General features: G+C 69.3%; 9 protein-coding genes. 7 read left to right on the forward strand and 2 right to left on the reverse strand.

Annotated features, from left to right (window positions below; translation table 11 throughout):
- The 3 genes from DN824_RS07980 (at position 1) to DN824_RS07990 (ending at position 3,735) form a co-directional block, all read left to right on the forward strand.
- Positions 1-852: an ABC transporter permease gene (locus DN824_RS07980; protein WP_138407819.1), complete on the forward strand. Its 852-nt coding sequence runs from the start codon at positions 1-3 to the stop codon at positions 850-852.
- 291 nt (positions 853-1,143) lie between these two features.
- A complete protein-coding gene (gene ilvD / locus DN824_RS07985) occupies positions 1,144-2,982 on the forward strand; it encodes a dihydroxy-acid dehydratase (RefSeq protein WP_138407820.1) in 1,839 nt (612 codons plus the stop codon).
- 273 nt (positions 2,983-3,255) lie between these two features.
- On the forward strand, positions 3,256-3,735 hold the full coding sequence (locus DN824_RS07990) for a metallophosphoesterase family protein (RefSeq protein WP_138407821.1): 480 nt from the start codon (positions 3,256-3,258) through the stop codon (positions 3,733-3,735).
- Positions 3,736-3,738: 3 nt separating this feature from the next.
- Here DN824_RS07990 and DN824_RS07995 read toward each other — a convergent pair whose 3' ends face one another.
- Entirely contained in the window at positions 3,739-4,254 is a 516-nt protein-coding gene (locus tag DN824_RS07995; protein ID WP_138407822.1) for a dihydrofolate reductase, read from the reverse strand.
- 145 nt (positions 4,255-4,399) lie between these two features.
- Here DN824_RS07995 and DN824_RS08000 point away from each other — a divergent pair, with 145 nt between their 5' ends.
- From DN824_RS08000 to DN824_RS08015, 4 genes are all read left to right on the forward strand, one after another.
- Complete coding sequence (locus tag DN824_RS08000; protein WP_138407823.1) at positions 4,400-5,521, forward strand: glycerophosphodiester phosphodiesterase; 1,122 nt, start codon at positions 4,400-4,402, stop codon at positions 5,519-5,521.
- Between the two features lie 168 nt (positions 5,522-5,689).
- A complete protein-coding gene (locus DN824_RS08005; RefSeq protein WP_138407824.1) occupies positions 5,690-7,069 on the forward strand; it encodes a DUF2868 domain-containing protein in 1,380 nt (459 codons plus the stop codon).
- 21 nt (positions 7,070-7,090) lie between these two features.
- Positions 7,091-8,464, forward strand: a complete 1,374-nt coding sequence (locus tag DN824_RS08010) for a GTPase/DUF3482 domain-containing protein (RefSeq protein WP_138407825.1) — start codon at positions 7,091-7,093, stop codon at positions 8,462-8,464.
- Between the two features lie 61 nt (positions 8,465-8,525).
- Positions 8,526-9,314, forward strand: coding sequence for a universal stress protein (locus DN824_RS08015; RefSeq protein ID WP_138407826.1), 789 nt, complete (start codon positions 8,526-8,528; stop codon positions 9,312-9,314).
- On the opposite strand, the gene DN824_RS08020 is transcribed toward DN824_RS08015, so the two are convergent.
- Complete coding sequence (locus DN824_RS08020) at positions 9,311-10,081, reverse strand: ParA family protein (RefSeq protein WP_138407863.1); 771 nt, start codon at positions 10,079-10,081, stop codon at positions 9,311-9,313. The genes DN824_RS08015 and DN824_RS08020 overlap by 4 nt on opposite strands.
- Positions 10,082-10,419 lie beyond the last annotated feature (338 nt).

Below are 10,419 nucleotides of genomic sequence, written 5' to 3' on the forward strand. Positions count from 1 at the left end.
ATGACGACCGCCTATTACGGATTCTGGCACCGCCTCGGCGCCTGGCTGCTCAAGGCCAGCTCCTGGCTGGTACTGCTCTTCCTGATGCTGCCGATCCTGGTGATCGTGCCGCTGTCGTTCAACGTCGAGCCGTTCTTCAGCTTCACCGAAGGCATGCTGACGTTCCAGCCCGACGCCTATTCCCTGCGCTGGTACCGGGAGATCTTCAACGATCCCAAGTGGATGCTGGCGGTCAGGAACAGCTTCTTCATCGGCATCTGCGCGACCCTGATCGCGACCGCCCTGGGCACCTGCGCGGCGGTGGGCCTGGCGCGGGACGACATGCCGCTGCGCCGGTTGATCACCGCCCTGCTGCTGTCGCCGATGATCGTGCCGCTGATCATCACCGCCGCCGGCATGTTCTTCTTCTATTCGGACCTGGGCCTGGCCGGCAGCTACCTGGGCGTGATCCTGGCCCATGCGGCGCTGGGCACGCCGTTCGTGATCATCACCGTGACCGCCACCCTGGCCGGCTTCGACTATTCGCTGGTACGCGCGGCGCTCAACCTCGGCGCCAGCCCGCTGCGGGTGTTCTTCGACGTGATCATGCCGCTGATCCGCCCCGGCGTGATCTCCGGCGCGCTGTTCGCCTTCATCACCTCGTTCGACGAAGTGGTGGTGATCCTGTTCATGGCCGGCCCGCAGCAACGCACCATCTCGCGACAGATGTTCTCCGGCCTGCGCGAGCAGATCAGCCCGAGCATCCTGGCCATCGCCACCCTGCTGATCCTGCTGTCGATCGCCCTGCTGGTGACGCTGGAACTGTTGCGCCGCCGGTCCGAACGCCTGCGCGGCGTCGAGCATCCCGTCTGACGGCGCCTGGAGCGAGGATCGCGGTCGAGACCAGGCGTCCCCGACCGCGCCCGGCGCCCGCCATTGCACTTCATGGGCCAGTCTTTCGCCCCTGCGCCATGCGGCGTAGAATCGCGCCATTCCTCGCCAACCATCCCCCGGCGGGCCAGTGAGCCCAGGCCCCTGCGAGCGGTGACCCCGCCTCGCCGAATGGCCACTTCCGCACCGTACGGCCATCGCCGTTTGCATCCACACCGGTCGACGCTCACGATACGCACATAACCTGACTGCCTGATCGCGTAGGAAACCGCCATGCCTGACTATCGCTCGAAAACCTCCACCCATGGCCGCAACATGGCCGGTGCCCGCGCACTGTGGCGGGCCACCGGGATGAAGGACGAAGACTTCAAGAAGCCGATCATCGCCATCGCCAACTCCTTCACCCAGTTCGTGCCCGGCCACGTGCACCTGAAGGACCTGGGCCAGCTGGTCGCCCGCGAGATCGAGAAGCACGGCGGCGTCGCCAAGGAATTCAACACCATCGCGGTCGACGACGGCATCGCCATGGGCCACGACGGCATGCTCTATTCGCTGCCTTCGCGCGAGATCATCGCCGACTCGGTGGAGTACATGGTCAACGCCCACTGCGCCGACGCCATCGTCTGCATCTCCAACTGCGACAAGATCACCCCCGGCATGCTGATGGCCGCCCTGCGCCTGAACATCCCGGTGGTGTTCGTCTCCGGCGGCCCGATGGAAGCCGGCAAGACCAAGCTCGCCAGCCACGGCCTTGACCTGGTCGACGCGATGGTCATCGCGGCCGACAGCAACGCCTCCGACGAGACGGTCGCCGAGTACGAGCGCAGCGCCTGCCCGACCTGCGGCAGCTGCTCGGGGATGTTCACCGCCAACTCGATGAACTGCCTGACCGAGGCCCTGGGCCTGGCGCTGCCGGGCAACGGCTCGCTGCTCGCCACCCATGCCGACCGCGAACAGCTGTTCCTGCAGGCCGGCCGCACCGCGGTCGAGCTGTGCAAGCGCTATTACGGCGAGGGCGACGAGTCGGTCCTGCCGCGCAACATCGCCAGCTACCAGGCGTTCGAGAACGCCATGACGCTGGACATCGCCATGGGTGGCTCGACCAACACCATCCTGCACCTGCTCGCCGCCGCCCAGGAGGCCGAGGTCGACTTCGACCTGCGCGCCATCGACGCGCTGTCGCGCAAGGTGCCGCAGCTGTGCAAGGTCGCGCCGAACATCCAGAAGTACCACATGGAAGACGTGCACCGCGCCGGCGGCATCATCGGCATCCTCGGCGAGCTGGCCCGTGGCGGCCTGCTCAACACCGACCTGCCCACCGTGCACAGCCGCACCCTGGGCGAAGCCATCGAGAAATGGGACGTCACCGTCACCCAGGACGAAGCCGTGAAGACCTTCTTCAAGGCCGGCCCGGCAGGCATCCCGACCCAGACGGCGTTCAGCCAGTCGACCCGCTGGGACACCCTGGACGACGACCGCCAGAACGGCTGCATCCGCAGCGTCGCGCATGCCTACTCCCAGGAGGGCGGCCTGGCCGTGCTCTACGGCAACATCGCGCTGGACGGCTGCGTGGTGAAGACCGCCGGGGTGGACGAATCCATCCTGGTCTTCGAAGGCAACGCCAAGATCTTCGAAAGCCAGGACAGCGCGGTGAAGGGCATCCTCAACGACGAGGTGAAAGCCGGCGACATCGTCATCATCCGCTACGAAGGCCCGAAGGGCGGCCCGGGCATGCAGGAAATGCTGTATCCGACCAGCTACCTGAAGTCCAAGGGCCTGGGCAAGGCGTGCGCCCTGCTCACCGACGGCCGCTTCTCCGGCGGCACCTCGGGCCTGTCCATCGGCCACGCCTCGCCTGAAGCGGCGGCCGGCGGCGCCATCGGCCTGGTTCAGGACGGCGACAAGGTGCTGATCGACATCCCCAACCGCAGCATCAACCTGCTGGTCAGCGACGAAGAGCTGTCCCACCGCCGCATCGAGCAGGACAAGAAGGGCTGGAAGCCGGCCGCGCCACGCGCGCGCAAGGTGACCACCGCGCTCAAGGCCTACGCCCTGCTCGCCACCAGCGCCGACAAGGGCGCGGTACGCAACAAGGCCATGCTGGACGATTGACGACCCACCGGCCGCTTCCCCCACGGGAGCGGCCCGCCGGCGCGTCGCCCGTGACAGGCGACGCCCGCCTTCCAGCCGACTCGCAGAGACGCCCGCCTCCGATCGGCCATCGAAACTGTCCGAATCGAGCCTGCCGGACGCCGTCCGGGCGTCGTTCGCCGGGTATCGCGCCTGGCTGCGAGCCGCACGCGTCGTTGGGCTTGCATCGCTGCGCTTTAGGGCGTTTCATGCATAGCCATTGGCTACCTCTCCCCCGGCAAGACGGAGCTTCCCATGGATCTTCCGACCCACCGAGCGCTGCGCATCGGACTGATCGCCGACACCCACGGCCTGCTGCGACCCGAGGCCCTGGAACGCCTGAGCGGCTGCGATCACATCGTCCATGCCGGTGACATCGGCAAGCCGGAAATCCTGCAGGCGCTCGAACGCCTCGCGCCGCTCTCGGTCGTGCGCGGCAACAACGATCAGCAGGACTGGGCACAAGCGATTCCGGAGCGTCTGGTCATCCACTTCGGCCGGGTCTCGCTCTACCTGCTGCACGACCTCAAGGAACTGGACATCGATCCCGCCGCCGAGGGGATTCGCGTGGTCATCAGTGGCCATTCCCACAAGCCGGCGGTGGAAGAGCGCGACGGGGTGATCTACCTCAACCCCGGCAGCGCGGGACCGCGGCGCTTCAAGCTGCCGATCAGCCTGGCGCTGCTGCATATCCAGGGCCGCGACGTGAAACCCGAGCTGCTGACGCTGGGCTGAGCCTCAGCGGCGCTCCCACACCTCGCAGGCGTAGCCCGGACGGTCGTCCTCGGCGGCGTGTTCGTCGCGGCTGACGCAGCGCCACTGCGCCTCGTCCCAGGCTGGAAAGAAGGCATCGCCCTCCGGCGCCAGGTCCACCCGCGTCAGATAGAGACGCTGCACCTGCGGCAGCGCCTGCGTATAGAGCTGCGCCCCGCCGATCAGCATCTGCTCGCTGGCGCCCTGCTCGCGCCCCCAGGCATCGCCACGCGCCAGCGCCTCGTCGAGGCTGGCGAAGGCTTCGGCGCCTTCCGGCGAATAGCCCGTCTGGCGGCTGATCACCAGGTTGAGGCGGCCGGGCAGCGGGCGACCGAGGGATTCCCAGGTCTTGCGGCCCATGAGCACGGGCTTGCCGAGGGTGACGGACTTGAAGTACTTCAGCTCGGCGGGCAGGTGCCAGGGCAGGCGGTTGTCAACGCCGATGACGCCGTTACGGGCCACGGCAACGATGAGGGCGAGAGGCAGACGAGTGGTATTCATCGCGCGAGAATAGCAGAGTAGAGCGGGTGGCGAAGCGACGGGAAGCCGTCGCGTTCGTCAGAATGCAATGAACGCTCGTAAAAGCGTCAAGGGTTCGTCATCTTGCTGAGGCAGCCTTTGGGTTCCCACCCCAGGAGACGCCACCATGGCCGACAAGAAAAACGCTGTGCTCCGCAACTGGCTGGCCGCCTTCGGCCTGCTGCTACCGCTCGCCACCTTCGCCGCGCCCGGCGACAACGCCGCGGCCCTGCACAAGGACCGCGCGGACGCCGAACCTCTGATCGTCGCCCACCGCGGAGCCAGTGGCTACGTGCCCGAACACACACTGGCGTCCTACGCGCTGGCGGTGATGCAGGGTGCCGATTACGTGGAACCGGACCTGGTCATGACCCGGGACGGCCAGCTCGTCGCCCGTCACGACAACGAACTGGGGTTGACCACCGACGTCTCGCAGCGCCCGGAATTCGCCGACCGCAAGCGCACCCAGACGGTCGACGGCGTGAGCCTCACCGGCTGGTTCAGCGAGGATTTCACCCTGGCCGAGCTCAAGACCCTGCGCGCCATCGAACGTATCCCGCAGATCCGCCCCGGTAACGCCCGCCTGGACGGCGGCCTGGAGATTCCGACCCTCCAGGAGATCATCGACCTGGTCAAATCGCTGCAGCTGAGCCAGCAGCGCGTCATCGGCCTGTACCCGGAACTCAAGCACGGGACCCACTTCCAGCAGCTGGGCCTGGCGATGGAAAAGCCGCTGGTGCGCATTCTCCAGCGCAACGGCTACAACAGCCCCCGCTCGCCGGTGTACATCCAGTCGTTCGAAGTCGACAACCTCAAGGCCCTGAGCCGCATGACCTCGATCCGCCTGGTGCAGCTGTTCGGTTCCGGACAGCCCTATGACCAGCAGGTGCGCGGCACCGGCCTGACCTACGCGCAGATGGCCACCCCGGCCGGCCTCAGGGAAATCGCCCGCTACGCCGCCGGCGTCGGCCCGGACAAGAGCTACATCATCCCGCGCGATGCCAACGGCAACCTCGGCACCCCTACCCGCTTCGTCGCCGACGCCCATGCCGCCGGGCTGAAGGTCCATCCGTACACCTTCCGCGCCGAGAACGCCTTCCTGCCGACGAACCTGCGCAACGGCACCGAGCCGCAGGATCGCGGCGACATCGAAGCGGAAATCCGCGCCTTCCTCGATACCGGCATCGATGGCCTGTTCATCGACCAGCCGGACGTCGCGGTGCAGCTGCGTCAACGCCTGAACCCTTGACCGTCCCGTCGCGGCCAGGGACGGCCGCGCAGCGCTGGCCCGCCTGACGCCCTGTCGCCGGGCGCGACAAGCGCGGCGCGTACCACGTACTCTTTCGGCTGACCGGTGTCGGGACGATCACCTTCTCCCGACGGCGGTCCAACCGGACTACAGCCTGCGAGAGTACGCGTGCCCCATACCCCGCTCACTCCCCTTGATCGTCTCTGGCTGACCGAAGCCGTGCGCCTGCGCGAGGAGCATGCCGGTCCGCTGGAAGATGCCGAAGCCAACCGTCAGGCGCGCACCCTGGGTGGCGACCTGCCCACGCTGATCGAAAGCCGGGCGCTCTGGCTGGCACGCCGCGACGGCCTCGTCGAGGCGTTACGGCACTGGCGCCAGGGCGCCCGCCTGGCCGGCTTCGGCCTGGTGCTGCTGGCCCTGATGACCGGCGCCGGGCTCGGGCTTGCCGCGCTCGGAGACGGCCAGCGGCCGGTCAACGTGTTCTGGGCGCTGGGCAGCCTGCTCGGGCTCAACCTGCTGACGCTGATCGGCTGGGCGCTGGGCCTGTTCCTTGCCGGCGACGGCGGTGCCCTCGGCAGGCTCTGGCTGTGGCTCAGCGAAAAGCTGGCGCGCGATGCCCGCGCCGCCCAGCTCGCCCCTGCACTGTTGTCGGTGCTGCACCAGCGCCGCCTCGGGCGCTGGGTGCTGGGCCTCGGTGTCCACGGCCTCTGGACCCTGGCGATGGGCAGCGCCCTGGTCACCCTGCTCGCCCTGCTGGCGACGCGGCGCTACGGTTTCGTCTGGGAAACCACCATCCTCGGCGAAGCCACCTTCATCTCGCTGACCCAGGCCCTCGGTGCGCTCCCGGCCCTGCTCGGCTTCAGCCTGCCGGACATCGGGCAGATCCGCGCCAGCGGCGGCACCGGCGGGGTGGAAAGCGCGCGCCAGGCCTGGGCCGGCTGGCTGGTGGGCGTGGTGCTGATCTATGGCCTGCTGCCGCGCCTGCTGCTCGCGCTGCTGTGCCTGTGGCGCTGGCGGCGGGGCCGCAAGGCGCTGCACCTCGATCTGCAGCTGCCGGCCTACCGCCTGCTGCGCGAGCGCCTGCAGCCGCCGAGCGAGCGCCTGGGCATCAACGACGAGGCCCCCTCGCAGCTTCACGTGCCCACCGCCGGCAGCCACCTGGGCGGCGAGGCGGGCGCGCTGCTGGTGGCGATCGAGCTGGACGACAGCCGGCCCTGGCCGCCCCCGCTGCCCGCGGGCGTGGCTGACGCCGGCATCCTCGACGACCGCGAGCAGCGGCGCCGCCTGCTGGAGCAGATGAGCCGCTTCGTCCCGGCGCGCCTGGTGATCGCCTGCGATCCGCTTCGCTCGCCGGATCGCGGCACCCTGGCCCTGATCGGCGAGCTGTCGCGCTGCGCCGGCAGCACCCGGGTCTGGCTGCTGCAGGCACCCACCGGACAGGCGCTGGACAGCGACCGCCTGAGCGACTGGCACCAGGCGCTCGACACCCTGGGCCTGCCTCATGCGAGCACCTCTCCCCTGACCTGGCTGGAGACCGGCCATGACTAGACCCGTCGAAGGCGAACGCCCATGAGCCGCCCGCTGAAACTCGCCCTGGTCGGCCACACCAATGCCGGCAAGACCTCGCTGCTGCGCACCCTGACGCGGGACGTCGGCTTCGGCGAGGTCTCGCATCGCCCCAGCACCACCCGCCACGTCGAAGGTGCGCGGCTGTCGGTGGACGGCGAGCCGCTGCTCGAACTCTACGACACGCCCGGCCTGGAAGATGCCATCGCCCTGCTCGATTACCTGGAACGGCTGGAGCGACCGGGCGAGCGGCTCGACGGCCCCGCACGGGTCGCCCGCTTCCTCGAAGGCAGCGAGGCTCGGCAGCGCTTCGAGCAGGAAGCCAAGGTGCTGCGCCAGCTGCTGGCCTCCGACGCCGGGCTCTATGTGGTCGATGCCCGCGAGCCGGTGCTGGCCAAGTACCGCGACGAGCTGGCCGTGCTCGCCGCCTGCGGCAAGCCGCTGTTGCCGATCCTCAACTTCGTCGCGCTGCCGGGCCATCGCGAAGAACAGTGGCGCGAGGCATTGGCGCGCCTGGGCCTGCATGCCCTGGTGCGCTTCGACAGCGTGGCGCCGCCGCTCGACGGCGAACGCCGCCTGTACGAAAGCCTTGCGCTGCTGCTGGAGACGTCGCGCCCGCAGCTGCAGCGGCTGATCGAGGACCACGAGGCGCAGGCCGCCGCGCGCCAGGCCGAAGGCGAGCGCCTGATCGCCGAGCTTCTGATCGACGCGGCGGCCTGCCGGCGCAGCGTCGCCGTCCAGCCCGAGCTGGAACGCCAGGCCATCGGCGAGCTGCACGACGCGGTACGCGGCCGCGAACAGCGCTGCGTCGAGGCCCTGCTGCGGCTGTATGGGTTCCGTCCGCAGGACGCCTCGGCCAGCGACCTGCCGCTGCTCGACGGGCGCTGGGGGGACGACCTGTTCAACCCGGAAACGCTGCGCCAGCTTGGCGTCAGGATCGGTGGCGGCGTGGCGGCCGGCGCGGCGGCCGGCGCCGGGGTCGACCTGCTGGTCGGCGGCATCACCCTCGGCGCGGCGGCGCTGCTCGGCGCGGTGGTCGGCGGCGGCGCGCAGACCGCGCGCCATTACGGCAACCGGTTGCTGGGCAAGCTCAAGGGCCAGCGCGAGCTGACCGTGGACGACGCCGTACTGCGCCTGCTCGCCCTGCGCCAGCGCCAGCTGCTGCAGGCGCTGGCCCGCCGCGGCCATGCCGCGATCGACGCCGTGCGCCTGGAGGCGCCGCAGGACAAGGTCTGGCGCGAAGGCAAGCTGCCCGCCGCATTGCAGCGCGCCCGCGCGCACCCACGCTGGTCCTCGCTCAACCCCGGAGCCACGCTGCAACAGGCCGAACGCCAGGCCGCGCTGGGGGAACTGGCCGGCGAACTCGCCCGCGCCTGAGACGGTCGCATCGTTCAGGGCCTGGCCGAAGCCCGACACTCCGTCCGTCATGAGGTCTTGCATGGTTCAGCACATTCTCGTCGCCCACGACCTCAGCGCCGAAGCCGATCTCGCCCTGCGCCGCGCCGCCCAGCTGGCCCGCCAGGCCGGCGCCCGGCTGAGCCTGGTGCACGTCCTGGACGAGGCCACGAACCCCGCCTCGGCGCAGGCGTATCTGCGCGGTTGCCTGCGTGACTATGGCCTGCCCGAGGAGGAGCCGCGGATTCGCCAGGGGCGCCCGGTGGAGGAAATCCTCGCCCAGACCGCCGGGCTCGAGGCGGACCTGCTGGTGCTCGGCGCGCACCACCGGCAATCGAGCCAGGGGTTTGCCGGCACCACCCTCGAACGGGTGCTGCTGCGCTGTCCGGCCGCCGTCCTGCTGGCCATCAGCCCCAACCTCGCGCCCTACCAGCGCGCCGTCGCCGCGCTGGACTTCTCCGGTAGCGCCAGCCGCGCCTTGCGCTGCGCCTGGCGCCTTTTGCCGGCCACCGGCGTGCTGCATGCGCTCAACGTGCACGAGGTCGCGGAAGTCCATGGCGCCGACGAGGACGGCCTGGCACTGCAGCGCGAACTCTTCGGCCAGCTGATCGAGGATCTGGCCGCCGAGCTGGACGCCCCCCCGGGCCGCCTGACCCACGCGGTCCGCCAGGGCGAGCGCAGCAACTGCCTGGACGCCAGCCTCGCCGAACAGCGCCCGCAGCTGCTGGCCCTGGGCGGCCACAGCCGCGGCGAGCTGAGCAGCGCCCTGCTCGGCAGCCTCGTCCGGCAAATGCTGGAGCGGCCGCCGTGCGACCTGCTGATCGCGCCCTAGTGGCTTTCCAGCAGGTCGTGCAGCTCGACGAACTGCCGGGTCAGCTTGTGCCCCGGGTCCAGGTGCACCAGCGGCAGGCAGGCCTGGTGCGACTCGCGCATGCGCACCGAGCTCATCAGGTACACCGGCAGGACGGGCAGCCCCTCGGCCAATAGCTCGTCGATGATCTGCCGGGGCAGCGCGGCGCGTGGCTGGAACTGGTTGACCACGATGCCCTCGACCTCCAGCGCTTCGTTGTGGTCTTCCTTGAGGTCGTCGATCTCGGCCAGCAGGCTGTACAGCGCCTGGCGGGAGAAGCTGTCGCAGTCGAAGGGCACCAGGCACCGATCGGCGGCTATCAGCGCCGAAACGGTGAAGAAATTGAGCGCTGGCGGCGTGTCGATGTAGATCCGCTCGTAGTCGGCGGAGAGTTCGTCGAGCAGCTTTCGCAGCTTGTTGATCTTGTGCTTGGCCTCGAGCTTGGGCTGCAGGTCGGCCAGCTCCGCGGTGGCGGTGACGATGTGCAGCAGGTCGAAGGGCGTCTCGTAGATATCCGGACGGGCCTTCTTGGCCGCAGGCCCGGAGGACAGCGTCAGCTTGAAGAAATCGGCGATGCCGGTGGGGATGTCGTCCCCGGTCAGGCCGGTCAGGTAGTGGCTGGAATTGGCCTGGGCGTCCAGGTCCACCAGCAGCGTGCGGTAACCCTGGGACGCGCTGACCGCGGCCAGGTTGCAGGCAATGCTGGACTTGCCGACACCGCCTTTCTGATTGAACACCACGCGGCGCATGGTCATCTCCCCTTCGTCTGCGTTCCTGGAGTCTATACACACCACACGACAGCGATACGACCATGCGCCCGGTTGCACCCGGCAAAACCCCTGCTACGTTTATTCAGACCAATAACAATAATAGGGAACACCCCATGACCATCACGCCCCGCGAGCCCCGGCGACAGCCGCGCTACATCCCCAAGGCGCCAAGCCCCCGCCGTTCCGTCCCGCTCTTTCCTCCGCACTGCCCCCAGACCTGACGCCTCCGGCATGCGCACTCGATGCGTAACGCCCTCCGCCACCTGCGCGCCTGCGCCCGGCGGCCCGGCCCTGCCCGCGAACCGCTCCGACGAGCG

The organism is Stutzerimonas nosocomialis (assembly GCF_005876855.1).
Taxonomy (GTDB): Bacteria; Pseudomonadota; Gammaproteobacteria; order Pseudomonadales; family Pseudomonadaceae; genus Stutzerimonas; species Stutzerimonas nosocomialis.

What these genes read in the sequence shown, in the direction of transcription:
- DN824_RS07980 (WP_138407819.1), top strand. Translation starts at nt 1, where the DNA reads ATGACGACCGCCTATTACGGATTCTGGCACCGCCTCGGCGCCTGGCTG.
- ilvD (WP_138407820.1), top strand. Translation starts at nt 1,144, where the DNA reads ATGCCTGACTATCGCTCGAAAACCTCCACCCATGGCCGCAACATGGCC.
- DN824_RS07990 (WP_138407821.1), top strand. Translation starts at nt 3,256, where the DNA reads ATGGATCTTCCGACCCACCGAGCGCTGCGCATCGGACTGATCGCCGAC.
- DN824_RS07995 (WP_138407822.1), bottom strand. Translation starts at nt 4,254, where the DNA reads ATGAATACCACTCGTCTGCCTCTCGCCCTCATCGTTGCCGTGGCCCGT.
- DN824_RS08000 (WP_138407823.1), top strand. Translation starts at nt 4,400, where the DNA reads ATGGCCGACAAGAAAAACGCTGTGCTCCGCAACTGGCTGGCCGCCTTC.
- DN824_RS08010 (WP_138407825.1), top strand. Translation starts at nt 7,091, where the DNA reads ATGAGCCGCCCGCTGAAACTCGCCCTGGTCGGCCACACCAATGCCGGC.
- DN824_RS08015 (WP_138407826.1), top strand. Translation starts at nt 8,526, where the DNA reads ATGGTTCAGCACATTCTCGTCGCCCACGACCTCAGCGCCGAAGCCGAT.
- DN824_RS08020 (WP_138407863.1), bottom strand. Translation starts at nt 10,081, where the DNA reads ATGCGCCGCGTGGTGTTCAATCAGAAAGGCGGTGTCGGCAAGTCCAGC.